This window comes from Neobacillus sp. NRS-1170, assembly GCF_050468025.1.
The window spans coordinates 24,065-50,212 of record NZ_JBITPF010000030.1 but is presented as its reverse complement, the minus strand read 5'-3'; the positions used below and the strand labels follow the sequence as shown (position 1 = coordinate 50,212).

General features: G+C 36.5%; 25 protein-coding genes and 2 riboswitches. Of the genes, 21 read left to right on the top strand and 4 right to left on the bottom strand.

Annotated features, from left to right (window positions below):
* The first annotated feature begins 103 nt into the window (after positions 1-103).
* Together ACIFOT_RS14280 and ACIFOT_RS14275 are read left to right on the top strand one after the other, a co-directional pair.
* Complete coding sequence (locus ACIFOT_RS14280) at positions 104-460, top strand: toprim domain-containing protein (RefSeq protein WP_430065572.1); 357 nt, start codon at positions 104-106, stop codon at positions 458-460.
* A gap of 5 nt (positions 461-465) precedes the next feature.
* Positions 466-774 carry a thioredoxin family protein gene (locus tag ACIFOT_RS14275; protein WP_430065570.1) on the top strand — a complete coding sequence of 103 codons (309 nt, stop codon included), beginning with the start codon at positions 466-468 and terminating at the stop codon, positions 772-774.
* Positions 775-1,317: 543 nt separating this feature from the next.
* Here the strand turns inward: ACIFOT_RS14275 and ACIFOT_RS14270 are convergent.
* Positions 1,318-2,217, bottom strand: a complete 900-nt coding sequence (locus tag ACIFOT_RS14270; protein WP_430065568.1) for a nuclease-related domain-containing protein — start codon at positions 2,215-2,217, stop codon at positions 1,318-1,320.
* Between the two features lie 201 nt (positions 2,218-2,418).
* On the opposite strand from ACIFOT_RS14270, the gene ACIFOT_RS14265 reads away from it, so the two are divergent.
* The 10 genes from ACIFOT_RS14265 (at position 2,419) to sufB (ending at position 12,831) form a co-directional block, all read left to right on the top strand.
* A complete protein-coding gene (locus tag ACIFOT_RS14265) occupies positions 2,419-2,751 on the top strand; it encodes a hypothetical protein (RefSeq protein WP_430065566.1) in 333 nt (110 codons plus the stop codon).
* Between the two features lie 79 nt (positions 2,752-2,830).
* A riboswitch (SAM riboswitch) is annotated at positions 2,831-2,937 on the top strand.
* Between the two features lie 57 nt (positions 2,938-2,994).
* Positions 2,995-4,311, top strand: coding sequence for an O-acetylhomoserine aminocarboxypropyltransferase/cysteine synthase family protein (locus ACIFOT_RS14260; RefSeq protein WP_430065564.1), 1,317 nt, complete (start codon positions 2,995-2,997; stop codon positions 4,309-4,311).
* A gap of 118 nt (positions 4,312-4,429) precedes the next feature.
* A riboswitch (SAM riboswitch) is annotated at positions 4,430-4,534 on the top strand.
* 159 nt (positions 4,535-4,693) lie between these two features.
* Entirely contained in the window at positions 4,694-5,719 is a 1,026-nt protein-coding gene (locus ACIFOT_RS14255; RefSeq protein ID WP_430065562.1) for a methionine ABC transporter ATP-binding protein, read from the top strand.
* The gene (locus tag ACIFOT_RS14250; protein ID WP_223591959.1) at positions 5,712-6,380 is read left to right on the top strand and encodes a methionine ABC transporter permease; all 669 of its coding nucleotides are present in this window, start codon (positions 5,712-5,714) and stop codon (positions 6,378-6,380) included. The genes ACIFOT_RS14255 and ACIFOT_RS14250 overlap by 8 nt, the downstream gene beginning before the upstream one ends.
* Positions 6,381-6,395: 15 nt before the next feature.
* Positions 6,396-7,238: a MetQ/NlpA family ABC transporter substrate-binding protein gene (locus ACIFOT_RS14245; RefSeq protein ID WP_430065559.1), complete on the top strand. Its 843-nt coding sequence runs from the start codon at positions 6,396-6,398 to the stop codon at positions 7,236-7,238.
* Between the two features lie 377 nt (positions 7,239-7,615).
* Positions 7,616-8,401, top strand: coding sequence for a Fe-S cluster assembly ATPase SufC (gene sufC, locus ACIFOT_RS14240; protein ID WP_289989444.1), 786 nt, complete (start codon positions 7,616-7,618; stop codon positions 8,399-8,401).
* 18 nt (positions 8,402-8,419) lie between these two features.
* Entirely contained in the window at positions 8,420-9,721 is a 1,302-nt protein-coding gene (sufD, locus tag ACIFOT_RS14235; RefSeq protein ID WP_430065557.1) for a Fe-S cluster assembly protein SufD, read from the top strand.
* Positions 9,721-10,950 (top strand): cysteine desulfurase, encoded by a 1,230-nt coding sequence (locus ACIFOT_RS14230; protein WP_430065555.1) that lies wholly within the window; start codon positions 9,721-9,723, stop codon positions 10,948-10,950. Before sufD ends, ACIFOT_RS14230 begins: the two co-directional genes overlap by 1 nt.
* On the top strand, positions 10,940-11,383 hold the full coding sequence (sufU, locus tag ACIFOT_RS14225) for a Fe-S cluster assembly sulfur transfer protein SufU (protein WP_430065553.1): 444 nt from the start codon (positions 10,940-10,942) through the stop codon (positions 11,381-11,383). The genes ACIFOT_RS14230 and sufU overlap by 11 nt, the downstream gene beginning before the upstream one ends.
* Positions 11,384-11,433: 50 nt before the next feature.
* Positions 11,434-12,831, top strand: a complete 1,398-nt coding sequence (gene sufB / locus ACIFOT_RS14220) for a Fe-S cluster assembly protein SufB (RefSeq protein ID WP_430065551.1) — start codon at positions 11,434-11,436, stop codon at positions 12,829-12,831.
* An 87-nt stretch (positions 12,832-12,918) separates the two neighbouring features.
* On the opposite strand, the gene ACIFOT_RS14215 is transcribed toward sufB, so the two are convergent.
* Together ACIFOT_RS14215 and ACIFOT_RS14210 are read right to left on the bottom strand one after the other, a co-directional pair.
* Positions 12,919-14,079, bottom strand: coding sequence for a tyrosine-type recombinase/integrase (locus tag ACIFOT_RS14215; RefSeq protein WP_430065549.1), 1,161 nt, complete (start codon positions 14,077-14,079; stop codon positions 12,919-12,921).
* Positions 14,080-14,095: 16 nt separating this feature from the next.
* On the bottom strand, positions 14,096-14,539 hold the full coding sequence (locus ACIFOT_RS14210) for a helix-turn-helix domain-containing protein (protein WP_430065547.1): 444 nt from the start codon (positions 14,537-14,539) through the stop codon (positions 14,096-14,098).
* Positions 14,540-14,704: 165 nt separating this feature from the next.
* On the opposite strand from ACIFOT_RS14210, the gene ACIFOT_RS14205 reads away from it, so the two are divergent.
* From ACIFOT_RS14205 to ACIFOT_RS14180, 6 genes are all read left to right on the top strand, one after another.
* Positions 14,705-14,992 (top strand): helix-turn-helix domain-containing protein, encoded by a 288-nt coding sequence (locus tag ACIFOT_RS14205; protein WP_430065545.1) that lies wholly within the window; start codon positions 14,705-14,707, stop codon positions 14,990-14,992.
* Positions 14,989-15,579 (top strand): CHC2 zinc finger domain-containing protein, encoded by a 591-nt coding sequence (locus tag ACIFOT_RS14200; protein WP_430065543.1) that lies wholly within the window; start codon positions 14,989-14,991, stop codon positions 15,577-15,579. Before ACIFOT_RS14205 ends, ACIFOT_RS14200 begins: the two co-directional genes overlap by 4 nt.
* Positions 15,563-17,122 carry a YfjI family protein gene (locus ACIFOT_RS14195; protein ID WP_430065541.1) on the top strand — a complete coding sequence of 520 codons (1,560 nt, stop codon included), beginning with the start codon at positions 15,563-15,565 and terminating at the stop codon, positions 17,120-17,122. Before ACIFOT_RS14200 ends, ACIFOT_RS14195 begins: the two co-directional genes overlap by 17 nt.
* A 279-nt stretch (positions 17,123-17,401) precedes the next feature.
* Positions 17,402-17,788: an HNH endonuclease gene (locus tag ACIFOT_RS14190; RefSeq protein ID WP_430065539.1), complete on the top strand. Its 387-nt coding sequence runs from the start codon at positions 17,402-17,404 to the stop codon at positions 17,786-17,788.
* 215 nt (positions 17,789-18,003) lie between these two features.
* Positions 18,004-18,489 (top strand): phage terminase small subunit P27 family, encoded by a 486-nt coding sequence (locus tag ACIFOT_RS14185; protein ID WP_430065537.1) that lies wholly within the window; start codon positions 18,004-18,006, stop codon positions 18,487-18,489.
* A gap of 730 nt (positions 18,490-19,219) precedes the next feature.
* Complete coding sequence (locus ACIFOT_RS14180; protein WP_430065535.1) at positions 19,220-19,696, top strand: hypothetical protein; 477 nt, start codon at positions 19,220-19,222, stop codon at positions 19,694-19,696.
* Positions 19,697-20,057: 361 nt separating this feature from the next.
* Here ACIFOT_RS14180 and ACIFOT_RS14175 read toward each other — a convergent pair whose 3' ends face one another.
* Positions 20,058-20,573 carry a hypothetical protein gene (locus ACIFOT_RS14175; RefSeq protein ID WP_430065533.1) on the bottom strand — a complete coding sequence of 172 codons (516 nt, stop codon included), beginning with the start codon at positions 20,571-20,573 and terminating at the stop codon, positions 20,058-20,060.
* Between the two features lie 306 nt (positions 20,574-20,879).
* On the opposite strand from ACIFOT_RS14175, the gene ACIFOT_RS14170 reads away from it, so the two are divergent.
* Genes ACIFOT_RS14170 through ACIFOT_RS14160 form a run of 3 tightly spaced genes read left to right on the top strand, consistent with a single transcriptional unit; the run spans position 20,880 to position 26,137 of the window.
* Positions 20,880-23,474, top strand: coding sequence for a UvrD-helicase domain-containing protein (locus ACIFOT_RS14170; RefSeq protein ID WP_430065531.1), 2,595 nt, complete (start codon positions 20,880-20,882; stop codon positions 23,472-23,474).
* On the top strand, positions 23,464-24,282 hold the full coding sequence (locus tag ACIFOT_RS14165) for a PD-(D/E)XK nuclease family protein (protein ID WP_430065529.1): 819 nt from the start codon (positions 23,464-23,466) through the stop codon (positions 24,280-24,282). Before ACIFOT_RS14170 ends, ACIFOT_RS14165 begins: the two co-directional genes overlap by 11 nt.
* 4 nt (positions 24,283-24,286) lie before the next feature.
* Positions 24,287-26,137 carry a site-specific DNA-methyltransferase gene (locus ACIFOT_RS14160; RefSeq protein WP_430065527.1) on the top strand — a complete coding sequence of 617 codons (1,851 nt, stop codon included), beginning with the start codon at positions 24,287-24,289 and terminating at the stop codon, positions 26,135-26,137.
* Positions 26,138-26,148 lie beyond the last annotated feature (11 nt).

Below are 26,148 nucleotides of genomic sequence, written 5' to 3'. Positions count from 1 at the left end.
GATGACAATAATGCTATAGTTAACGTACCTAAGAAGCAGGCACACATTGTGAAAAATTTGGAATATGTTATCATAAAACAACTTCTTTTACAGGTGATGGATAATGAATGATACGTATGTTGACAAAGTTCTTATTGTCGAAGGAAAATCGGATAAAAATAAGGTCAAGAGTATTTTAAAGGAACCCGTTGAAATCATTTGTACAAATGGAACCATCAGTTTGACAAAATTAGACGAATTGATTGAATTTCTTGAAGACAAGGATGTCTATATCCTTGTGGATGCCGATGAAGCCGGCGAAAAGCTTCGGAAGCAGTTTAAACGGGAATTTCCTCATGCGGAACATTTATATATTGATCGGATGTATCGTGAAGTAGCCACAGCGCCTGTGCATCACCTAGCAACGGTTTTATTAGGAGCGAATATTGACGTTCATACCGAGTATTTAGAAATGAGCTAACTGAAATGAATGAGTGGAATCGAAATGATTTAACCACCTTCCTCAAATCAAAGGCAACCGGGCTTGTCTATTTTTATACGCCAATGTGCGGCACCTGCCAGCTGGCCTCTAAAATGCTGTTGGTAGTTGAGGAACTGGTAAAGATAGAAATGGGAAAAATGAATTTAAATTTTTATCCTGATTTAGCGGTGGATTTTGCAGTTGAAAGTGTCCCATGTTTGCTGATCGTACAAAACGGGGTCGTGATGGAGACATTGTATGCTTTTCATTCGGTACCGTTTTTGTTGGATAAAATAAGACAGTATATAAGCTGAAACAGATGCTTTTTGTGGGCATCTGTTTTTTTATGAATATTGATATTGCCTATGAAAGGTGAAAAATAGTCTTTGCGGTCACTGTGAAAGAGCCAGAGAGTCCGTGTGGTTGTGAAAAAAGATATAACGGAGATATAACGGTCACTCTGAAAGAGGCAGAGAGCCCGTGCCGGAGTAAAAAAGAAGATAACGGTCACTGTGAAAGAGGCAGAGAGCCAGTGTGGGAGTGAAAAAAGAGAAAACGGTCACTGTGAAAGAGCTAGAGAGCCCGTGCCGGAGTAAAAAAGGAGATAACGGTCACTGTGAAAGAGCCAGAGAGTCCGTGTGGTTGTGAAAAAAGAGATAACGGTCACTGTGAAAGAGGCAGAGAGCCCGTGCCGAGGCAAAAAAAGAGGTAACGGTCACTGAGAAAGAGGCAGAGAGCCCGTGCCGGAGTAAAAAAGCATCAACGGTTACTATGAAAGAGCCACAGTGACCGTGACAGATAATACTACCCCTTAGAGGTCACTGTGAATAAACTATTATCAATCTTTCTTTTCATCCTCAAAAAAAACTATATTCTTTTCTACCAGTAGAACTATAGTTTTGTTTTAAGACCCTTCTGATTTTCTTCATTGATATCACCACACACCACTCCCGCACAACATTAGTAGTAATCTTCATCTCCGGGAACAACAGCTTAATTTCCTCCACACTCCGCAATACGGCAGCATCAATTTCCTCTTCGCACCCGCAGTCATCACATACTAATTTTCCTGCACTCAAATACACATTAAAGGAATGGCACGCAGAACAGGTCATTCCCTTTCGCTGCTCCTCAAAACTATAAGCCCACAGTTTTGAATAAGGAGATACAATTTTATGAAGAGATACCAATTTTTCAGCGAGCTTTTTATGATGGATGCCCAATTTAGACTGCTTCATATTTAATTTTTTCATGAAAGTGTTTAACTGAGGTGCATAAATAATGGGTTCATTTAGGGGTGCCTGGTACAAGAAAAACTCGGGGTTATTAAAAACGACATATCCTTCAATTGGTATATTGTAGCCCAGATTTTGGAGTAATTGACGGAGCAGGGTTTTGGTGCGTTTCAGCTGGTCAAGCGGATTTGGATATATCTTTCCTGAGAGCGTCTCTAGCCGGTCAGGTTTAAAAATAAAATCTCCTTGATAATTTTTTACTTCAAAAATATAAAGTGGTTCTTGAAAAATAAGAGAGGAATCAATTTGAAAATCCTTATTATTACTTTCAAGAAGCAAATCATTTAAAATATAACAATTACTTTGCAATATCTCCGTTAATAAATCAAACTGTACTTCACCCTGGTAGCCTTTTTCAAGGTTAAAATAATTCCTCCTTTCTTCCTCCGTTAATTCCATTCGTGTGTTTAAAATCCTAAGAATCCTTAATTCCAATGGCTCAATACGAGGTTTGAAAGCCATGATCCACATCCTTTCCTACTTTAAATTTTATAAAAATATCACCCATCCTTAACAACAAACATTTGAACAATTTATAACAATTCCACCAATTTCGACACTTACCTCCGCTGACCCCCGCAATAACTGTCGAGCATTATTAAAAGGATAATAGCGCCCCATGATGAATAGTAATAGTAAAAGCATGGGACCGGAGTGGTGAAAATGATAGAGGCTTTAAATAATTTTCTAACAAAGGTAAGAGAACAAAGGCATATCCTTCCATTGATAGAAAACGTGGACCTTCGAGTGAACATAAATACCAATCAACAGTGCATTCAACTAGTAATAAAAAATGGAACCATTTTTACTCTTCAAAATCAACCAGCTAAATACGAAATTAGCGGCAATCTAAATGAAATAACACAACTCCTCGAGGGTAAGAAAAGGTTACGAACTCTAAAGCTCAGCATATCAGCGCCTTTAAGAACGACCTTGCTGCTCGAATCCCTTTTTTACCTCACAAAAGCACAGGAAGATTTTGCAAAAATAATTTAATCATAGGTGTTGACTCGGAATTAGACATCATGTATGCTGAATTTAGAATATTCTACCAATAAATCAGTCAAATAAAGTAATCTTATCTAGAGAGGCGGAGGGACTGGCCCGATGATGCCCGGCAACCGGTTGGACAACCAAGGTGCTAATTCCAGCGGAGCAGAAAAAGGCTTCGGAAGATAAGAAGAGAGACCCCCTCTTCTTATTGAAGCGGGGGTATTTATTTTAAAAGGAGTGGGAGTAATGGCTGAAAATCAAAAAAAGTATCGGTTTGAAACATTAAGTGTTCATGGCGGATTATCACCAGATCCCGTGACAGGAGCACGCGCAGTTCCAATCTACCAAAACAATGCCTATCAATTTAAAAACACAGAACATGCAGCAAACCTGTTTAGCTTAGCAGAACCAGGTTACATATATACCCGAATTCATAATCCAACCACGACCGTATTTGAAGAACGTGTTGCCCTTCTAGAAGGAGGCGTCGGCGCCCTGGCAGTCGCTAGCGGGATGGCTGCCATCACACTCGCAATCCTAAATATTGCCGAAGCAGGCGATGAAATTGTTGCAGCTTCCAATCTCTATGGCGGAACCTATAATTTATTTGCGGTTACTCTCCCTAAATACGGGATTAAAGTAAAATTCGTAGATGCAGATAATCCGGAAAACTTCCGCACGGCTATTACCCAAAAAACAAAAGCAGTCTTTGCTGAAACAATTGGTAATCCAAGCTTGCGAGTTCTTGATATTGAAAAAATTGCCGAGATTGCTCACGAGGCCGGAGTCCCATTAATTGTTGACAATACCTTTGCAACACCTTACCTTTGCAGACCAATTGAACATGGTGCAGATATTGTGGTACACTCCGCAACCAAGTGGCTCCTAGGGAATGGCACCACGACAGGCGGCATCATTGTTGATGGCGGCAAGTTTGATTGGAATTCGTCTAAATTCCCTGGCTTTACTACTCCAGATGCAAGCTATCATGATCTTATCTATGCAGAGGCACTAGGGGCCGCAGCATATATTATCAAAGCGCGAGTCCAGCTCCTTCGTGACCTTGGACCAGCCTTAAGTCCACAAAATGCTTTCTTGTTTACACTTGGTCTTGAAACACTGCATGTTCGCATGAAAGAGCATATCGCCAATACAAACCAAGTCGTTGAATATTTATTAAATCACCCTTCCGTAGAGTGGGTTTCCTATCCAGGGCATACAACACATCCTGATCACGACTTAGCAAAAAAATATTTGCCAAAAGGTGCAGGATCTATGGTTATTTTCGGAATTAAGGGTGGAAAAGCAGCAGGAGCGAAGCTTATTGATTCCCTTTCTTTATGGGCTCATGTTGCCAATGTTGGGGATGCAAAAAGCTTAATCATTCATCCGGCTAGTACTACTCATCAGCAGTTAGATTCTGAAGGCCTTAAGGCAGCAGGAGTATCAGAAGATTTAATCCGCCTATCAATTGGTATCGAGAACGTCGAGGATTTGATTGAAGATCTAGAATCCGCGATTGAGTCTGCAACAGGCTTAACTTCGTTAAAAGCAAATGTTTAATATTTCCTAAATTCTTTTTTTAAAAAATTTCATTGACACTCCTTTTTATCCGTGGTACGATAATTTTCGTAAAATAATTACTTAAATAATTTAACGTGTTAATTGAATATATAGGATGCTCTTATCAAGAGAGGTGGAGGGATGTGCCCGATGAAACCCGGCAACCGTCAATTTATTGAAATGGTGCCAATTCACACAAAGCGTTTGCTTTGGGAGATGGGAGAAAGGTTATATTAATAATGCCTTTCTGCCTGTGCAGAAGGGCTTTTTATTTTCCTAAAATAGGAATATTTCTACCAATCAATCAAACCCTATAATCAAGTAATAGGTTGTAATTTCAGAATTTTAAGTAAACAGGATAAAAAGTAGGTGAAACGAATCTATGATCTCGATAAAAAATGTCCGAAAAATCTATCCATCGAAACAGGGGCAGCTAAAAGCCGTCGATGAAGTCAACCTGGAAATTAAAGAAGGAGAAATTTTCGGAGTAATTGGATATAGCGGTGCTGGGAAAAGTACTTTAATACGTATGCTCAACGGACTTGAGCTGCCGACCGATGGAAGCGTAACGGTAGCCGGTCGTGTTATCTCAAAAATTAAGGGCAGCGAACTTCGAAAGGCACGCCAGGAAATCAGCATGATATTCCAACATTTTAACCTTCTTTGGTCAAGGACAGTCAGCGAAAACATTGCTTTTCCATTAGAAATAGCTGGAGTGCCAAGCTCACAAAGACAAAAAAGAGTTAATGAGCTCATTAAGCTCGTTGGCCTTGAAGGCAGAGAAAATGCTTATCCTTCACAGCTGAGCGGCGGGCAAAAGCAGCGGGTCGGAATTGCCAGGGCACTCGCGAATAACCCAAAGGTTTTGCTATGTGATGAAGCAACCTCCGCGCTCGATCCGCAAACAACGGATTCAATCTTGGAATTATTAGTTGATATTAATAAACGGCTTGGCTTAACCATTGTATTGATTACACATGAGATGCATGTCATTCGAAAAATCTGCCACCGTGTTGCGGTAATGGAAAGCGGAAAAGTGGTTGAGCTTGGTTCAGTACTCGATGTATTTAAAAACCCTCAGCAGCCGATTACAAAACGATTCGTCCAACAGGTGACAGAGCCGGAAGAAACAAAGGATACTGCAGAGCATTTGCTTGAACGCTATCAATCCGGTCTGATTGTCCAACTAACCTTCATTGGGGAATCTGCTGAGCAGCCGGTCATCACTAATTTAATTAGAAATAACAATATTACGGTAAATATCCTGCAGGGGAAAATATCACAAACGCAAAGTGGTTCATATGGTACGCTTTTCATCCATATCGATGGGGACGAAAAAGAAGTCATGAATGCAGTTGACTTTATCCGTTCTCAGCAGGTAGGAGTGGAGGTGGTAGCAAATGATTAAGGAGTATTTTCCAAATGTAGATTGGCTTATTCTGTGGCAAGAAACAAAAAATACCCTATATATGACGGGGATTTCGGTGCTTGCAACCTTTATTTTAGGGACCTTGCTTGGATTAATATTATTTCTTACTTCTAATGGAAACTTATGGGGAAATAAACCGATTAACGCTGTATTCAGTACAATCGTGAATATTTTCCGTTCCATACCGTTTATAATCTTAATCGTGTTATTAATTCCGTTAACTACGATATTGGTTGGATCAATGATTGGCGTTAATGCTGCATTGCCTTCATTAATAATTGGTGCTGCGCCGTTTTATGCGCGGATGGTGGAAATTGGACTCAGGGAGATTGATAAAGGAGTCATTGAAGCAGCCAGATCAATGGGGGCAACAACTGGTACGATTATCTGGAAGGTGCTTCTTCCGGAATCAATGCCGGCACTCATTTCAGGGATTACCGTTACAGCTATTGCCCTTGTCAGTTACACGGCGATGGCAGGAGCGATTGGGGCAGGCGGATTAGGAAGTCTCGCTTACAACTATGGGTACCAGCGAAACCAAAATGATGTCACCTTTATGGCAACAGTCGTCATTTTACTTATTGTGTTTGTGATTCAATTTATTGGTGATTTCATCACTTCAAAATTAGATAAAAGATAAAAAGGAGAGGTTAAAATGAAAAAATGGTTAACAGTACTTTTAGCACTAACACTTGCACTTGCGCTGGTAGCTTGCGGTAAATCTGAAGAAAAATCAGAAGGTACTACTGAAAAGGGCAGCAAAACAACAACATTAGTTGTCGGGGCATCTACTGTTCCCCACGCTGAAATTCTTGAAAAAGCAGCACCGCTTTTAAAAGAAAAAGGGATTAATTTAAAAATTACAACCTTCACTGACTATGTTTTACCAAACAAAGCTCTTGCTTCAAAAGAACTTGATGCTAACTATTTCCAGCACATTCCTTACTTAGAGTCTCAAAATAAAGAGTTTGGATATAATTTTGTCAATGCTGGCGGAATCCATATCGAGCCAATTGGTGTTTATTCTAAGAAATACAAAAAACTAAGCGACCTTCCAAAAGGTGCCCACCTGATCATGAGCAACTCTGTAGCAGACCACGGCCGTCTCCTTTCATTGCTTGAAAAAGAAGGTCTAATCAAGCTTAAAGATGGCATTGATAAAACAAAAGCTGAATTGAAAGACGTTGTTGAAAATCCTAAGGATTTAAAATTTGATGCAAACTATGAAGCAAAATTATTACCACAAATCTATAACAATGGCGAAGGCGATGCAGTTCTAATCAACTCAAACTATGCGATTGATGCGGGCTTAAACCCAGTTAAAGATTCCATTGCGATTGAAGATAAAGAATCACCATATGTAAACGTAATTGCAGTTCGTAAAGGTGATGAAAACAAGCCAGCAATCAAAGCACTTGTTGAAGTACTTCATTCAAAAGAAATCCAAGACTTTATCCTTGAAAAATACAAAGGTGCAGTTGTACCGGTATCTGAATAATTACTATGAAAAAGCAGGCGATGTGAGCCTGCTTTTTCATATAAATAGGTAGAAACTGAGGATACATGAATCAACCTAAATGGGTAAAAATACAAAAGACTTTATACTTGAATCGACTTGGCAATTATTAAAAAAATGAGGTATTATTTTAATCGAGTGTTTTTACATAATTGGATAGTTATCTGAATTTTTTAAAAACAACTCTTTTCATTCTCATTTAGGACAGCCTCAATGAAAATAGCTGCTTGGTTTTTACTGTTTAAGAGTTGCTAATACATTTCATTTGTTATAAGATTGGAATGAGAATAAAATGAGAATAGAGTTATAGATCTCCTTTGATCTACAAGATACAAAACATTCTTTTCGGAGGTATTAATATGGCTGGATCAACTTTAACTATCAAGGATTTACACGTAGAAATTGATGGGAAAGAAATCTTAAAGGGTGTAAACCTTGAAATAAAAGGTGGAGAAATTCACGCAATTATGGGTCCTAACGGAACAGGTAAATCCACTTTATCTTCCGCAATCATGGGGCATCCAAAATATGAAGTAACAAGCGGCAGCATCACATTAGATGGTCAAAACGTTCTGGAAATGGAAGTTGATGAGCGTGCTCGCGCAGGTCTTTTCCTTGCAATGCAATATCCAAGTGAAATCAACGGCGTAACAAATGCCGATTTTTTACGTTCAGCCCTAAATAGCCGTTTAGGTGAAGGCAATGAGATTTCTTTAATGAAGTTTATTCGCAAAATGGATAAGCAAATGGAATTCTTAGAAATGGATTTAGATATGGCACAGCGTTACTTAAATGAAGGCTTCTCCGGCGGTGAGAAAAAGCGTAACGAAATCCTGCAATTGATGATGCTGGAACCAAAAATTGCGATTTTAGATGAAATTGACTCTGGTCTTGATATTGACGCTCTAAAGGTTGTTTCAAAGGGTGTTAATGAAATGCGCGGCGAAGACTTTGGCTGCTTAATTATTACTCACTATCAACGTCTTTTAAACTATATCACTCCTGACCATGTGCATATTATGATGCAAGGCCGTATTGTGAAATCAGGCGGCGCAGAGCTGGCACAACGCTTAGAAGCAGAAGGATATGACTGGATCAAGAAAGAGCTCGGCATTGAAGATGAAACAGTTGGGCAAGAAGCGTAAGCAGTTAGGAGGATTACAATGACAACAGAAACAAAATTACCATTTGATAAAGGGTTTGTGAGTTCTTTTTCAAAAGAGACGGGCGAACCTGCCTGGTTTGCAGAGCTTCGTCTAAAGGCATTAGAACATTTCGAAGAATTACCAATGCCTCGCCCTGACAAAACGAAAATTGATAAATGGAACTTCACACAATTTAATCAGCATGTTGTAAAAAGTGCTGCTTACAATTCACTAGCTGAACTTCCAGAGGAAGTAAAAGCATTAGTTGAAGAGAATAAGAACTTATACATTCAACGAAATCAAACTCCTGGCTTTTTATCTTTATCAGAAGATCTAAAAGCAAAGGGTGTTATTTTTACCGATATTTTTACCGCTGCAAAGAATCATGGCGACATATTGAAAAAGTACTATATGACTCAGGCTATTAACGCTGATGAGCACCGTTTAACGGCCCTTCACGCTGCGCTTGTGAATGGGGGAGCTTTCTTATACGTTCCTAAAAATGTTGAAATCTCTGAACCAATTCAAGCGGTGTTTGTACAGGATGATGCCCAAGCGAATCTATTCAATCATGTGATTGTCGTGGCGGATGACAACAGCTCCGTAACGTACGTTGAAAACTATATTTCAACGATGGAAGAAACGAATACACTAGCCAATATTCTAACTGAAGTCATTGCCAATAGTAATGCGAAGGTCCAATATGGTGCGGTTGATTACCTGGCAAAAGGAATCACTACCTACGTGAACCGCCGCGGTGTTGCTGGCAGAGATGCTCGGATTGAATGGGCACTAGGTTTAATGAATGAAGGCAATACGATTTCCGAAAATACAACAAACCTTCTTGGTGACGGCGCATATGCCGACACGAAAACAGTTGTGGTTGGACGCGGAGAGCAAACACAAAACTTTACTACAAAGGTCGTCCACTTTGGTAAACATACAGAAGGTTATATCTTAAAGCACGGCGTAATGAAGGATAGTGCTTCTTCCATTTTCAACGGAATCGGCAAAATTGAACATGGCGCTTCTAAATCAAATGCAGAGCAGGAATCACGCGTATTGATGCTTAGCGAAAAAGCACGCGGCGATGCCAACCCAATTCTCCTCATTGATGAGGACGATGTAACTGCAGGACATGCAGCGTCAGTTGGCCGTGTTGACAAAATCCAGCTCTATTATTTGATGAGCCGTGGAATTCCGAAAAAAGAAGCTGAACGCTTAGTTATTCATGGCTTCCTTGCTCCAGTTGTAAACCAGCTTCCGATTGAAGGAGTAAAGAAACAGCTAACTGAAGTGATTGAAAGGAAAGTACGCTAATGAATATCGGGGAAATTCGCAAACAGTTTCCAATCTTAGATCAAGAGGTTAACGGCAAGCCTTTAGTATATTTGGATAGTTCAGCAACTTCCCAAAAGCCCCTAAAGGTTATTGAAACCGTTGAAAAATATTATCGTGAAATCAATTCCAATGTCCACCGCGGTGTGCATACACTAGGAACAAGAGCTACTGATGCTTACGAAGGTGCCCGTGAAAAAGTTCGTAAGTTCATCAATGCCAAGTCGATTCAAGAAGTTATTTTTACAAGAGGCACAACTACTTCCATCAACACAGTTGCTGCAAGCTATGCGGCGGCGAACCTGATGGAAGGCGACGAAATCGTTATTACCTATATGGAGCATCATAGTAATATCATTCCTTGGCAGCAGGTTGCCAGACGAACAGGTGCCCAATTGAAGTATATTCCACTTCAAGAGGATGGAACGATTTCACTCGAGGATGTACGAGCAACAGTAACACCGAATACGAAAGTTGTTTCGGTGATGCAGGTTTCTAACGTTCTTGGTGTCATCAATCCAGTCAAAGAAATCGCCCAAATTGCCCATGAAAATGGAGCGATTATGGTAGTGGATGGTGCGCAAAGTGCCCCGCATATGAAAATTGATGTTCAAGATTTAGATTGTGATTTCTTTGCTTTTTCAGGACACAAAATGTGCGGTCCGACCGGCATTGGTGTTCTTTATGGGAAAAAACATTTGCTTGAAAAAATGGAACCAATCGAGTTTGGCGGCGAAATGATTGATTTCGTTCAATTATACGAATCAACATGGAAAGAACTACCGTGGAAGTTCGAAGGCGGTACACCGATTATTGCAGGTGCTGTCGGTCTAGGTGCTGCTATCGACTTTTTAAATGAAGTGGGATTAGACAATATTGCCGAGCATGAACATAAGCTTGCAGCCTATGCTTTAGAAAAAATGTCAACGGTTGAAGGCATGACCATTTATGGCCCGCTTGATCCGGCAAAGCGTGCAGGACTTGTAACGTTTAATCTAGCAGACGTTCACCCGCACGATGTTGCGACAGTTCTAGATGCGGAGGGAATCGCAGTCCGCGCCGGACATCATTGTGCCCAGCCGCTGATGAGATGGTTAAAAGCTTCTGCAACCGCTCGTGCAAGCTTCTATTTATATAATACCGAAGAAGATATTGATAAACTTGTTGAAGGGCTTGTCAAAACAAAGGAGTATTTCAGCGATGTCTTCTAATAATTTAGATACACTGTACCGTCAAGTTATTATGGATCATTATAAAAATCCTCGCAATCGCGGGGTTTTGGAAGATGGCAGCCATACGATAGATATGAACAACCCAACTTGCGGCGACCGCATTCGCTTAACCCTTAAGGTGGTAGATGGGATCGTGGTTGACGCAAAACAGGAAGGGGAAGGCTGCTCGATTTCCATGTCATCCGCTTCAATGATGACGCAGGCTATTAAAGGTAAAACAATCGAAGAAGCGTTAAAGCTGGCGCAGATTTTTTCCGATATGATGCAGGGAAAAGATTACGATGATGACGATATCGATTTAGGCGATATCGAGGCACTTCAAGGTGTTTGCAAATTTCCAGCCCGAATTAAGTGTGCCACACTTGCTTGGAAGGCAATGGAAAAGAGTTTAAAGGAAGAGGAACAACAATAGAACGGCAGGGGTTTGAAAGCCCCTCTCGTTTATGAATGGAGGACACGATAATGGCAAAAAAAATGCCTGAAATCGGTGATTATAAATATGGTTTTGCCGATAAAGACGTTTCCATATTCCGATCAAAGCGTGGATTGACAAAGGAAATTGTTGAAGAGATTTCAAAGCTTAAGAGCGAGCCGCAATGGATGTTGGATTTCCGTTTGAAATCACTTGAGCATTTTTACAATATGCCAATGCCGCAATGGGGCGGAGATTTGGCTTCTTTAAATTTCGATGAAATTACGTATTACGTAAAACCATCTGAGAAGTCAGAGAAGTCATGGGACGAAGTACCTGAAGAAATTAAAGCAACTTTTGATAAATTAGGTATTCCTGAAGCTGAGCAAAAGTATCTTGCTGGGGTATCTGCACAATATGAATCAGAGGTTGTTTACCATAACATGAAGGAAGACCTTGAAGCACTAGGAATCGTTTTTAAAGATACAGATTCCGCGCTTAAAGAAAATGAAGACATTTTCCGCGAGCACTGGGCTAAAGTTATTCCACCAACTGATAATAAGTTTGCTGCATTAAACTCTGCTGTTTGGTCCGGCGGCTCTTTCATCTATGTACCGCCAGGTGTTAAAGTGGATACACCGCTTCAAGCGTATTTCCGCATTAACTCAGAAAACATGGGTCAGTTTGAGCGTACGTTAATTATTGTTGACGAAGGCGCACACGTACACTATGTAGAAGGCTGTACAGCTCCTGTTTATACAACAAACTCGCTTCACAGTGCTGTTGTAGAAATCATCATTAAAAAGGATGCTTACTGCCGTTATACGACGATTCAAAACTGGGCAAACAACGTGTTTAATCTAGTTACGAAGCGTGCAGTATGTGAAGCTAATGCAACTATGGAATGGATCGACGGTAATATCGGTTCTAAGTTAACAATGAAGTACCCTGCGGTTATTTTAAAAGGTGAAGGCGCACGCGGTATGACCTTATCGATTGCAATTGCCGGTAAAGGACAGCACCAGGATGCCGGAGCGAAAATGATTCACTTAGCTCCAAATACTTCATCAACGATCGTATCTAAATCGATTTCTAAGCACGGTGGTAAGGTAACCTACCGTGGAGTCGTTCACTTCGGCCGTAAAGCGGATGGCGCACGTGCTAACATCGAGTGTGATACATTGATTATGGATAATTTGTCAACTTCGGATACAATTCCTTACAACGAAATCCTAAATGACAATATTTCACTTGAGCACGAAGCCAAGGTTTCCAAGGTTTCAGAAGAGCAGCTTTTCTACTTGATGAGCCGCGGTATTTCCGAGCAGGAAGCAACTGAAATGATCGTCATGGGCTTCATCGAGCCATTTACTAAAGAACTGCCAATGGAATATGCCGTTGAGATGAATCGCTTGATCAAGTTCGAAATGGAAGGTTCTATCGGATAACAAAGAAATAACCTTTGTGTATCAGGGTTTGAGGGGTTTTAATAAATCTTTAAATTGTCGGCATGCCGATATCGTGCCGATTTGAATTTATCTTTGAATGTAGGAGGCGAACTTTTGAAGTTCGTCTTCTTCAATTTTTTCCGTAATAGCAAGATAAGTATCGGCTGTTGTTTTGATGGTTTTATGCCCTAATCGATTAGATACATATTTTAGACTTGCACCTGATTCCAGAAGCAATACAGCATGTGTGTGCCTGAAAACATGTGTGCCTTTATATTCAACCCCTGCTTTTTTACAGTACTTCTGGATTGTTTCTCGAATGATAGAAGGTGTTAAATAGTGTCCGTTATAATTTTGAAAAATGATGCCATCTTCATTTTTGCGGAATCTTGGATCTCCTAAAACCAATTCATTTTGCTTCAACTTAAACTTTTTTAATTCACGGATTAAATCTTGGTCAATTTTAATAGTTCGATAAGAAGCAGCATTTTTTAATGTTGTTAATTTTACTTTGTTATTATCATCCCGGCTTGTTTGTTTATCGATCGTTATCTTATCATCATCGATATCTTCCCATCTTAAAGCTAAAGCTTCAGATATCCTTAAACCGGTTTTGCTTAAAAAGTACATAAGCATGTAATAAAGCTGATAATCCGGAAAGCGCTGATGTTTATATGTCTTCATGAAATCCAAAAGCTTGTTTAATTCTTCAAGGCTAAAATATTTTACTTCTTCATCTTTTTTTACTGCTACACTATCCTGAACAGGAACCCTTAATTTATCAGCAGGATTTTTTTCAAGCACTTCAAGTTCATGAACAGCATAATGCAAAATACTCTTCATAACTGAAAGATATTTTAACCTTGAACCAAATGAATATTTTTCTTTGCCGTTTTCATCAAGTTCACCAAATTTGGCAATCCATCTTTTTATTTCAGGTCTATGAATTGTCATGATTTTTTTATGTTCAAAAGTGGGTAAAACATGATTTCGAATGATCACTTCAAGCTGCGCAAACGTGGACTCCTTTACATTTGCTTTTTTATGTTCAAGCCAATTTTTGACTACTTCTCCAAATAACATATTCCTATCATTTAAGGTTTGTCCGTAATAAATTCGTTCTTCTACTTTAGCAGCTTCTATTTCAGCTTCTTTTTTCGTGCGATAAGTACCAATACTGAACTCTTTCCCTTCTTTTGATACACGTGCTTGCCATTTTCCGCTTGGTAACTTTCTAAATGTAGCCATCTATAATCACCTCCTTTCAATACTCTAAAATGATTTCGATTAACTTTTTTATCTTTGATTTCTCTAAATTGTTCAAAAGCGTGTTCTTAAAATATATCTCATGTTTAGAACTTAATAAATAATCAAGATCATGTGCATCTGGTAATGCGCGAGTTTCAATTTTCCTCTCAGTAAATAAGTGACTTTCTCGTTCACTTTCACCCTTTATAAATTCGTCTTTATCATCCGCATAACCCACTTTTTCAATAGGGAGATATCCTGCAAGCATTAGTAAATCAACTGATGGAATATTAAGACCACTAGCAATCTTTTCAAGCGTGTCTACTTTTGGGATTCCTCGTTTACCTGTTTCAACTTGAGAAAGGTAAGAATGTGCAACACCTGACAATTCACTTAGTTTTCTAATAGTAAGTCCTTTTTCCTTCCTTAATCTTCTTAATCTATCTCCAAAATCGGCCACGTTATTTACCTCTTTCTACTCCAAATTCTATATTATTTTAACTCATATGGTTGCAAAAGTAAAACAATAAAAAATAATTTGCAAAAGCAGAACAAAAAATGTATATTTTTCCAATGGTTGCAAAAAGTAAATATAAATTAATAATCCATCCGGAGGTGTTTGCAAATGTTTAATGTTTCGTTGGATCAAGATACAGCAAAAGCTATCTACTTAGAAGAAGTTCGTAAACGTATCGAGGAAATCGAACAACAAACATTGCTAATCGATATAAAGGAACTTTGTAAAATGCTTTCACTAAGTCGCCCGACTGTAGAAAAATTGTTTATTTACAATCCAGATTTTCCCACTTTAAGGATAGGGAAGAAATATTTATTTAATCGAAATCAAGTAGTGGATTATATCAATCGATGGTCAATAAATGTTAAAAAGAATGGTGGGAACATAGAAATATGATTACTGTCACACAAATTAAAGAGGAAATTTCGATTATAGAAGTATTGGAGCGGTATACAAATTTCAAAGCAAAAAATCCAAATCGACGGAGTATTTCAGCAAAATGTCCATTTCATTCAGATCAAAAGGCATCTTTTGCGGTCTATCCTAAAACAAACACATTTAAATGTTTTAGTGGTTGCAACAACGGTAAAGCAGGCGATGTTATTAATGTAGTTATGCTTGCGAATAATATTGAATTTAAAGAAGCGGTTCAATTAGTAATTGAAGATTTTAACCTTAAGGAAGAACAATATCTTCATTTACAAAAACAAAAGAAATTTAAAAATAAAATTTTCCTTAAAGCAATAAAAAGCCGAATCATTGAACAATTAAATTATTTAAACGCTATGTTGAATTTAATTGAACAGAAAATAATTACTATTAAAAATTTAGAAGACCTAGATAATTTTGGTGATTTATATCATTTTAAAGAACAAATAAAATATTGGATTTATTGTTTACAGGAGGATGATGTATGTCCATATACACTTGTAGAAGTAAAACGCTTTATAGAGAGGGTTAGCGTAAATGAAAGATTTAGCTAATGTTGAAATTTTGCATAAACATGGGTTAATTCCTGAAATTTATTCACCTTCAATTGTTAATTCTACCGAAACAAATGAAGAGTGGGGAGAAATCGAAGATTTTGCGGAATATGAAACAGTGGCATTTCCCACAGATATTTTCCCTTCAATTTTAAGAAATTTTATTGAAGCAGTGTCCGAAGATATTCAAGTTCCACGTGATATTTTAGCTTTGCTTGTTTTTTCGGTTTTATCAACTACAAATGTAGGAAAATTTATTATTCAGCTTAGAAAAGGTTGGCTTGAACCAATTAATACTTATATTATTACAGCTATGGATCCTGGAAGTAGAAAGTCTGAAGGGTTTAAAAGAATGATAAAACCAATTAAGAAACATGAGAAAAATAGCATGATAAAACAAAAAAATGCTTTCGATAATAATCAATCAGATCGAAGAGTTTTGCATGGTAGAATTGTTGAATTAGAAAAATATGCTTCAAAAGAAAAAGATATTGAAAAAGCAAAGGCTATTCAAAAAGAAATATATGAATTAAATGAAGAATTGAACGCTATGCCATATGTTTCCCAAGGTCGTATTATTGCGGATGATGTTACACCTGAGCAACTAGTTACTATAATGCAAAATAATGATGAAACAATGTCAATGTTAACACCTGAAGGTGGATTGATTGCTACACTTTTAGGCAGATACAGTGAAAAACCAAATTTTGATATTTACTTAAAAGGATACGATGGGGAAAGTGTTATTATTGATCGAAGAGGAAGGAGCGAACGTTTAGAAGAACCTTTGCTTACTATTGGAGCTACCATTCAGCCGGGAGCACTAAAAGACTTTGATGAATATTCTCATTCCAGAGGATTACCACAACGTTTCTTATATTCAATTCCAAAAAGTAATGTAGGTTATAGAAGAATAGTAACAGAGCCAGTAAGCGAAAAATGTGAATGTGCCTATGAAGCTTTTATAGATAAGTTATTATCTTTAGAGCAAAAAAAAGAAGTTCTTTTATTTGACATAGAAGCCCAAAAGGGATTTGATGCTTTATGTCAAGACTGCGAAGAACTAATGAGAGACGGTTCAGATTTTGGCTATGGACATGCAAAAGAATGGATGAGTAAATTACCGGGTAAAATCGGTAGATTAATCGCTTTGCTTCATATCTCAGAACATTGCCATTTGAATAGTATTCCATTAATTATTAATTCGGATACTGTTTACAAAGGCACTCTACTATTGGAATACTTTAAAATACATTATTTAGCAACCTTCGGAATGTTAAAAAGCGGTTCAAATAATGAAGAAAAACGAGTATGGCATCACATTAAAAAACGAGCAATTTTATCTAATGGGCATGTTGAACGAAGAGAAGTCGGAAGAGCCGTTAATTACAGCATTAAAGCTGATGAGTTTAATTTAATCTTATTGAAATTACAAAAAAGAAACTTTATTAAATTTTATAAAATAAAAAGAAAAGAAATGATTTTAGTAAACCCTATTTTTTGGAAACATACTGACATTACAGACACTAGTATTAATCCTTAGAGGCATAATAGTTCATTGCATCAGATAGTTCACTTGACACACAATTGACGCATTGACAGATAATCTTACACTTGTTTATAAATACACTTCTTGTGAGTAGTAATGTCAAAGTAGCAACTGTGTGTCATTCGGTAAACTGACATTTCAATTCCTTATGGTTCTAGGATTATTAAGTTCTGTCACTAATGTCAGTTGATTTTGTAAATATAAAATAATTATCAAAGGTGATTATGTCCTTTATATAGTTAATTCTAGTTGAAGAAGGAGGTGGTTAAAACAGTGTTAAAGTCTTGTCATTATTGCGGAGGAATCCACCAGAGGAATTATAAATGCCCTAGTAAGCAGCAGCTGAAACGGAAGAAGGAATCCAATGATCTGAATCGATTCAGATGGTCAAGGCTATGGGTGAACAAAAGCAAATGGATAAGGCAACGGGACAAATATCTATGCCAGATATGTTTGCGTGAACAGTATTACACACAGACTAAATATAATTTCAATAACCTAGAAGTCCATCATATCGTACCACTTAATGAAGGATGGGATAAACGATTAGAGGATAGTAACCTTATAACCTTATGTGCCTATCATCATAAGATGGCAGACAGAGGAGAGATACCACGAGATGAATTAGCTGGTATCGTATCATTCATTCAGCTCAATTGATTCATCCCAATAGGGCATGGAATAAATTACACTGATTTTTAACGGAACAAGGCAGAGACAGTAACAGTTGCAAGCGCTTTAGTGTTCTATCGTAATAAAGGGAAATTGATATACCCCCCGGGGGATAAAATGTTTTTTGCCGTTTGCTTGGATACCTCGCGGCCCCCATTGACTCAAATTTTTATTTTACAGAGACCTTAAAGGAGGTTTTTATAATGAGCAAAGTTAAGCCAGTATCATTAAGAACTGGAGCCATGACAAAAGATGAACGGATCAATAGGAAAAATGCGGAGGATACCCTAAAAGGCAAGAAACACATAACCCAGACACCGCCTACTGATTTATGTAGCAAAGGGAAGAAGGCTTATATGGAAATCATTGAATCATTGCCAACTGACTTTTTAAACAATACCGATGTCCATACCGTTTCTATTGTGGCAGATGCCATTGCAAACATGCAGAAATGCCGTGACATCATTAATAAAGAAGGTTTGATAGTAGAGTATACGAATAACAGCGGAGCGGTAAATAAAGACCAAAATAAAGCCATATTGGTATATCAAAAATATAGTGAAATATTTCATAAATTCGCCGGTGAATTAGGGCTGTCCCCGAGTGCTAGAAGTAAATTGGCTTTAATGCTGAATGAAGAAATGGAAAAAGAATCAGATCCACTTCTTAAAATATTAGGAAGAGTATGAGTGGAATAAAGGCACCGTTTTCAAAAGATAAGAAAGTAAGAAATTTCTTATTAACCTTGGGTTTCGGGTTTGTGCATGAACAATCAAAACTAAAAGGCTGCCTACTTAAGACAGCCTTTAAAAATACTTTTTTTATAATTAAATGAATACCCATGCGAGTAATTAAGTACAACTGTGTGAGTGAATAAATACATGCACTTAAAATTATTTTTTATTCTTTTATATGAATTGGCTGGACAAAACGGGGAAGGTAAGCCCAAGAAGACTTGCTTTTTTACGTGAATTGTTGAACTGATTTACGATATTGAAACGGCACTTCTTAGTGCATTAAGGGATAAAAAATGTAGTATCTCACCTTATCAAGACTAAAATTGTGAAATGCTTAATAAAATTTATCAACAGCCTGGTTAACGATTTTATGATGTCATAAAAGCTGAGGTCATGTTTCTAAAGTCTTTTAAACAAAAATTTAGCTAAAAATAAAACACCGTATACGGTACTTATCACGTATTTCGGGTTTTACATTCAAAAAATAAAATTGTAAGCCACCAGCAATGGCGGCTTTTTCTATTGAAAAAAATAAACCATGTTTCTAATCTTCAATAGTAAATAAATTTTTATGCCGTGTGTTGGGGAAATGCCAAGGATAGTATGGCAATAGATAAAAAAGTTTTATTAGGACAAATATTCCTTTCATTAAAAGAATAAGATGAATTGGGGGTGGTTCAGTATGTATGAAGCTAATAGCATAATTAAGTTTATTGGTTCTGGATTAGTTATGATGGGGATATTGTATTGTACCGGCTTAATACTGTTAAATGAATGGCAAATCACATGTTATTCTCTCTCAGCATTTGCATTTGTTGCATCAGATATTTTTGACTTTGCATTAGAACCATATGATAAGAAACTCTTTAATAATATACTAGTTGCAGGTAAAATCAAGCGCCTTAACAAAGCGAAAGCTATCTCATATTTTATTGCAATCTCTTTCATAACTTGGATTCCTTTTGTTCATACACCCTCATCCCAAGAGTCTATAGTTACACTAAGTAACACCGTTTTACTAATTGGTTTAGGTGCAACGATTATTTTAATTGGATTTCGTATGGATAAAAAAGTTACTCGTGATATCAATTTATGGATTAAATTGCATACAAAAAAGAAACCCATTGAAGACGATGATGAATATGATGAAGAAATGTAAATCCACCAATAAAGTGGATTTTTCTTATTGGCAGGGCAGTGGAGATTAAAATCCCATGATTAACAGTTCCAGCAAATATGTAAATTTAAAACTTCAATACAAACAATGGATGAAGTGGAGTAAGCTAAAGGAACTCTAAATTGTGAATTAAAGGTGTTACAGTTTTTCTTAAAAAGGAACGCCGCCTAGATAACGAAAAATCAGGGTAAAATAAGCTATGGATTTATATTATTGGGAGAAAGAAATCTGAAAAGAAGGACCTAGAATTGAATCCAAGAATATTAGTGCTAAAGGACCAAGAAAGGGTCATTAAAAAAGGCAGGAAACAAACTCCCCCGACCCTACTTCCTTTTTGATTTTATTAAAAATTTGGCAAGTCCATCTTATCCAAATCCAACGCATATTCTAAAAAGGCTTGTATACTTCCATATTCAGAGACAATTTCTTTCTGTCTTTTAACAAAGGGGATTCTAAGTCCCAAAATATAAAATTTATCTGCATAATTAAAGGCCTTCCAAAATTTCTCTCTAGAACAACCTATTTTTACATGTGGGCTCATAATAACCAAATTTTTATAAGCTTTTTCGTCCCACAAATATTCTGCAATTTCCTTACTTTGTATTTTACACATTAAGGTACCATATGAAATAAATTGATAATTAGCATAAAACAGTATAACGTCATTAGTATTTAATTCGTTCCAAAGCTTTTCAGAACGTGCGCCCCATATTGAAACATGTTGGATATTTGAAGGCTTATCAATTTTGAAAAATTTAGTTTCTAGATCATTTAAATCAATGCAATTTAATACCGTTTTTTTAAAATTTGCTCTTGAGTGATTATCTGCGGCGCTAAAGCACACGATTTTACCTTCCATTTAATCACCACACCTTTAATTTTTCTAAATATGTATATGTGGAAATTACTTATATGTTAAAAAATTTGTTGGAAATATGTTTTAATCCCTACAATATTTGAATTAACAAAGGGTATTCCATAAAAGTACAGTTATAAATTCAATTGTAATCATTATATAGAGATGCATGCTGATTTTTAAAAAATTACGATATAGTAGTTCTTCTGCATTAAATTAATATATTTTTAGGGGGAAAACTAGAATTTCATGGTAAAATATTACCATTATATCATGTTCATTTATAAACTATTTAAATGGGGGAAGATCATGGAGGGAGAATTAAATTTAACATTAGAAGCTTTATTTCGATTACATGGGTTCAATCCTAACAGTGGTCAGAGAGAGGCCATTGAGTCCCTTGAAGGACCATTGTTCCTAATGGCGGGTCCTGGTTCTGGTAAAACCAGAGTATTATTGTGGAGAACCGTTAATGCAATTGTTTTTCACAATATTCCCCCGGAAAAAATATTCCTATCAACGTTTACTGAAAAAGCAGCTAAACAACTAAAAGATGGATTGCAAACTATTTTAGGGACCGTTACGAATATTACAGACTTACCTTTTGATATTTCCAAAATGTATGTTGGTACTGTTCATTCTCTTTGTCAAAGAATTATTGGTGATAGAAGATTCATTAAAGATAGAACAAGGGTAAAACCACCTATTTTATTAGATGAGTTAGATCAATATTTTTATATAAATTCCAATTCTTTTTGGAAAATGACTGAAGAGCTAATTCATATGACAGAAGAGGACATTCGAACAGAACTTAAACAATATTTTGGAAAGGGTTCTGTCTCAAGACATGAAACTACACAATCACTAATTTCTATATTTAATCGTTTTTCTGAAGAAAATTTACAGGTAGAAAAACTTTATGAACATGGGACGAAGATAAAAAATGAAGCATTTTTCCATGTAGTTAAGCTATATGAGTGGTATAAAGAAAAGATACTTAACAATAATATGGTTGATTTTTCTCTATTGCAACAAAAGGCTTTATTGCAGCTCATGCAAAGTGAACATGTTATAAATGAATTTGAATATGTTGTTATTGACGAGTTTCAAGATACAAATCGTATTCAAGAGCAACTATTCTTCCGCTTGGCTTTAGGTCATAAAAACCTTTGCGTAGTGGGTGATGACGACCAAGCGTTGTACCGTTTTAGGGGAGCGACTGTAGAGAATTTTGTTCTTTTTCCAAAGCGTTGCGCACTAAATCTGAATGCTAATGCAAAGGAAATTAAACTAAATATTAACTACCGCTCCAAAAAGCAAATCGTTGACACATATACTAACTTTATAGAAAAAATAAGTTGGGTTCGAGATGATGGTGAAGGTTACTATCGTCTTCATGATAAAGATATTCAGGCAAATAGCAAAGATAATGACCTTTCTGTTTTAACTACAACATGCTCTAAATCAGAAGATGTAGCAAATGAAATTGCATTGTTTGTAAGGAAGCTTATTGATGAAAAGAAGGTTGAGGACCCAAATCAAATTGCCTTTTTGTTCCCAGCTTTAAAGAACAATAAACATGTCCAACGAATGAAAAAGGCATTAGAAAAAGAAGGAATAAATGTATATGCTCCTAGAGCAGGAAGATTTTTGGAAGTAGAAGAAGCAAAAGCTCTTTTTGGACTTCTTATAAAAATCTTTGGAAAGCCTCAAAGGCAAGACTTTTCCGGTGCATACAAAGATTATCATGATTGGTTAGATACAGTAGAAGATATTGCAATAGAATTGATGAAACAAGACGAGCGGTTGGAGAGATATGTGTTTTCAAAAGTTGCAGAACTTAAAGGTTGTAAAGAGGATTATATACGCCTATTAAAAACACTAAATGACAATGAGTGGTCTTTGTTTGACATATATATTCCTAACACACATAAACGTACATTAGCAAGTACCCCATTACTTTCTCAACAAACAATTCGAGGCCTAGGAACTGACCGCTTAGACAAATTTATTGAACTTAGAGCGAAACAAGGAAAACCATTTACTTTGCAGTATATTTTAAATAGGGCGACTTCAGTTGACTGGAACATCTTAGACCTTTTCTATCGAATTTGTGGATTTCCATACTTTTCACAATTGTTCAAGTTAGCTGAGAATGGAACGGATGAAGGACCTATTTGTAATCTCTCCATGATCTCAGAGTATTTGTCTCGTTACATGGAACAATCTCGATCAGTAATAACAGGTGCAAGGTTGATAGAGGATAAACTTCGCAACGATTTTTTTGGTCGATATATTTATGGACTGTTTCGAGTCGGGGAATCTGAAGTTGAAAATGAAGAAACACCATTTCCAAAAGGTCGTGTACCCTTTCTTACAATTCATCAATCAAAGGGACTTGAATTTCCGTATGTTGTTTTAGGGAACCCTGGAAAGAAAAATAGGGGTGTCCCTAGGAATGAAGAGATCGTGAGACCGCTGATAAAAGGTGATAATGAACCGTTAGAACGAATACCTGAATTTGATACAATGAGGCTATTTTACGTTGCCTTATCAAGGGCACAGGAAGGGTTAATAATAGCTAATCTAAGGGGGCAAGGTCAAGTGGTAGATCCTGCGTTTAAACAGCTTTTTGCACAAATGAACTATCCGACCATACCAAGTGTAAGTATTGCTAATCTACCAAATGTTAAAATGAAGGAAGAGGACATACCTAAAGTTTATTCTTATACGAGTGACTATCTGCTTTATTTAAAATGTCCTAGAAACTATATGGTGTTCAAAAAATACGGCTTTGTGCCGTCTCGTTCCCAAACAATGTTATTCGGTAATCTTGTCCACCAAACAATTGAAGATATCCATAATAGAATCATTTCTTTAAGAGGTGATAGAAATGGGAAATGATGAAATGTTACAATTTATTGAAGAGGCTTTTGAAGAAAATTATGAGCTTTTAAGATTAGAGGGGGGGCACTCCCTTTCTCCTCATGTAAAAAAATTGGCTTTAGAGCAAGTAAAGAACTATTGGAAAAAACTTAAAAGCCTTGCTGAAAATGTTTCCGATACAGAAGTTAAATTAACGCTCCCTCAACAAGTAACCCCAGCTGGTAGAAAGTTTACTATTCAAGGGGTTGTTGACGTTGTCAAAGAAGATAATCAAACAATAATGTATGATATTAAAACCCACGATGTAGAATTTGTTAGATGCAATAAGCAGGATTATGAAGGGCAGCTAAACATCTATGCACACATTTGGCAATCCATACGTGGACAGCAATTAGACGGAACATCTATAATTGCCACCGGAGAAACAGACCTTCTAAAAAAGGCAAACCAAAGATTTAAACAAACAAATGACGAAAAAATATTAGAAGATGCATTGAAATTATGGGACCCAGAGGTTCCAATTGAACTTACCCCTGAAAAGGTTCAGGAGTATTTGGTTTCCTTTGGAGAAGTTGTTGATATGATTGAAGAACATGAATTTCTGGCTCCTCCGGTTGAGAAATTGAAAAGTAAATTGAAAAATAATAAAACTTTTATTGACCACGCTTGTAGAAACTGTGACATTCGGTTTTCCTGCGAATCGTATAAGGAGTATGCCTTTACTACTACAAAAGCAAGAAGAAACTTTTTAGAATTTTATTCGGATTACGGGACAGAAAATGAGCGTGTAGATTTAATTGAAGCAAACTTAGAAGAAGAGGTGTAAAGCTGTGTCTATTGAAGAGTTAAAACAACCTGAACGAATTGGTGAAGAGAAGATTGAAAAATTAAAAGAACTATTTCCAGAAGCTTTTGGAGACGGAAAATTAAATTTGGAAATCATAGAAGACGAGATTGCCAAAATAAATGAAGAATTATTAGAAGAAAAAACGGAAGAATTTTATGGATTACAATGGGCGGGGAAAAAGGAGGCAAGAAAGCTTGCTTTTTTAGCACCGCAAGGAACGTTAATGTTTAAAGAAGGTGAAGGAGTAAATGAGGATAAAACAAAAAATATTTTAATTGAGGGAGATAATTTAGAAATTTTACGCATTATGCAAAAAAGTTATTCTGGAAGAATAAAGATGATTTATATTGATCCCCCATATAATACTGGAGCAGATTTTGTCTATCCAGATGATTATAAAGAGCCTGTTGAGAAATATTTACAAAAAACGGGACAATCGGATGAAGAGGGATTATTAACTAGTAATCCTAAGGCAAGTGGTAGATATCATGCGAATTGGTTAAGTATGATGTATCCACGCTTAAAATTGGCTAAAAACCTTTTGCAAAAAAACGGAGTTATTTTCGTAAGTATCGATGATAATGAACAAGCTAATTTAAAAAAAATAATGGATGAGATTTTTGGAGAAGAGAATTTTGTTGATTCGATAATATGGAAAAAGAGATATGGTGGCGGGGCTAAAGAAAAATATTTAGTTAGTTTACACGAAACAATATTGTTTTACGCTAGAAATATAAATGAACTTCCTGAAATTTTTGTGCCATTATCTGAAGAAGATATAAAAAGGTATTATAAAAGTAAGGATAAAAATTATGAATTAAGAGGCCCATATCGTACTCACCCATTAGAAGCTACAAAAAGCGTTGGTGAAAGAAAAAACTTAATTTATCCAATACCTGGACCAGATGGCAACGAGATATGGCCAGAAAGACAGTGGTGGTGGGATAAAGATAGAACAATGAAGGCGTTAGAAAATGGAGAATTAGAGTTCGTGAAAACTAAGAAAGGAACTTACACAGTTCACACTAAACAGTATTTAAAGGATGAGAAAGGGGTTATTAGGAAAACAAAAGCACAATCAATTATAGACGATATATATACACAACATGGAACAAAAGAGATAGAGAGTTTATTCGGAGATTCTACTGTTTTTACTTTTCCGAAACCAACTGAACTAATAAAAAGGCTTATAAATATCGCCGATGTTAGGAAAAATGAAATAGTTTTAGATTTTTTTGCTGGATCTGGTACGACAGGTCATGCTGTATTAGGAAGTAATGCAGAAGATAATACAGATAGAAATTTTATATTAGTCCAATTACCTGAAAAAATTAAAAAGAATGTGTATCCAAACATTGCGGAAATTACAAAAGAAAGACTTAGAAGAGCAATTAAGCAAATTAATGAGCAGAACAATAATAACACGAAATTGGATAGAGGGTTTACTGTTTATAAATTAGAAAAATCTAATTTGCGAAAGTGGGACACATACAATGGACGAAAGGTAGATACACTCACTTTAAATGTAGACCTGTTTACCAATTCTCCTTTTAAAGAAGATTCTAAGGATAGAGATATTGTAATTGAATTAATGATTAATCAGGGTTTTCCGTTTGACAGCTCTATTAAAAAGGAAAGAAATTCAAATGAGTTATGGGTCATTGAACATGAAGAAGTCACATTAATCGTTTGTCTTGATGAAAATTTAGATAATTTAACATTAGAAATTTTATCAACACAATATAAAAAAGCCACTTTAATTTGTCTTGATAGTGCTTTATCAAATGAACAAAAAATTATTTTAAGTGAAACAATGAATGTAAAAACGCTTTAATAGTGAGGTGG

Coding starts and splice junctions, on each gene's coding strand:
- ACIFOT_RS14280 (WP_430065572.1), top strand. CDS start 104: ATGAATGATACGTATGTTGACAAAGTTCTTATTGTCGAAGGAAAATCG.
- ACIFOT_RS14275 (WP_430065570.1), top strand. CDS start 466: ATGAATGAGTGGAATCGAAATGATTTAACCACCTTCCTCAAATCAAAG.
- ACIFOT_RS14270 (WP_430065568.1), bottom strand. CDS start 2,217: ATGGCTTTCAAACCTCGTATTGAGCCATTGGAATTAAGGATTCTTAGG.
- ACIFOT_RS14265 (WP_430065566.1), top strand. CDS start 2,419: ATGATAGAGGCTTTAAATAATTTTCTAACAAAGGTAAGAGAACAAAGG.
- ACIFOT_RS14260 (WP_430065564.1), top strand. CDS start 2,995: ATGGCTGAAAATCAAAAAAAGTATCGGTTTGAAACATTAAGTGTTCAT.
- ACIFOT_RS14255 (WP_430065562.1), top strand. CDS start 4,694: ATGATCTCGATAAAAAATGTCCGAAAAATCTATCCATCGAAACAGGGG.
- ACIFOT_RS14250 (WP_223591959.1), top strand. CDS start 5,712: ATGATTAAGGAGTATTTTCCAAATGTAGATTGGCTTATTCTGTGGCAA.
- ACIFOT_RS14245 (WP_430065559.1), top strand. CDS start 6,396: ATGAAAAAATGGTTAACAGTACTTTTAGCACTAACACTTGCACTTGCG.
- sufC (WP_289989444.1), top strand. CDS start 7,616: ATGGCTGGATCAACTTTAACTATCAAGGATTTACACGTAGAAATTGAT.
- sufD (WP_430065557.1), top strand. CDS start 8,420: ATGACAACAGAAACAAAATTACCATTTGATAAAGGGTTTGTGAGTTCT.
- ACIFOT_RS14230 (WP_430065555.1), top strand. CDS start 9,721: ATGAATATCGGGGAAATTCGCAAACAGTTTCCAATCTTAGATCAAGAG.
- sufU (WP_430065553.1), top strand. CDS start 10,940: ATGTCTTCTAATAATTTAGATACACTGTACCGTCAAGTTATTATGGAT.
- sufB (WP_430065551.1), top strand. CDS start 11,434: ATGGCAAAAAAAATGCCTGAAATCGGTGATTATAAATATGGTTTTGCC.
- ACIFOT_RS14215 (WP_430065549.1), bottom strand. CDS start 14,079: ATGGCTACATTTAGAAAGTTACCAAGCGGAAAATGGCAAGCACGTGTA.
- ACIFOT_RS14205 (WP_430065545.1), top strand. CDS start 14,705: ATGTTTAATGTTTCGTTGGATCAAGATACAGCAAAAGCTATCTACTTA.
- ACIFOT_RS14200 (WP_430065543.1), top strand. CDS start 14,989: ATGATTACTGTCACACAAATTAAAGAGGAAATTTCGATTATAGAAGTA.
- ACIFOT_RS14195 (WP_430065541.1), top strand. CDS start 15,563: ATGAAAGATTTAGCTAATGTTGAAATTTTGCATAAACATGGGTTAATT.
- ACIFOT_RS14185 (WP_430065537.1), top strand. CDS start 18,004: ATGAGCAAAGTTAAGCCAGTATCATTAAGAACTGGAGCCATGACAAAA.
- ACIFOT_RS14180 (WP_430065535.1), top strand. CDS start 19,220: ATGTATGAAGCTAATAGCATAATTAAGTTTATTGGTTCTGGATTAGTT.
- ACIFOT_RS14175 (WP_430065533.1), bottom strand. CDS start 20,573: ATGGAAGGTAAAATCGTGTGCTTTAGCGCCGCAGATAATCACTCAAGA.
- ACIFOT_RS14170 (WP_430065531.1), top strand. CDS start 20,880: ATGGAGGGAGAATTAAATTTAACATTAGAAGCTTTATTTCGATTACAT.
- ACIFOT_RS14165 (WP_430065529.1), top strand. CDS start 23,464: ATGGGAAATGATGAAATGTTACAATTTATTGAAGAGGCTTTTGAAGAA.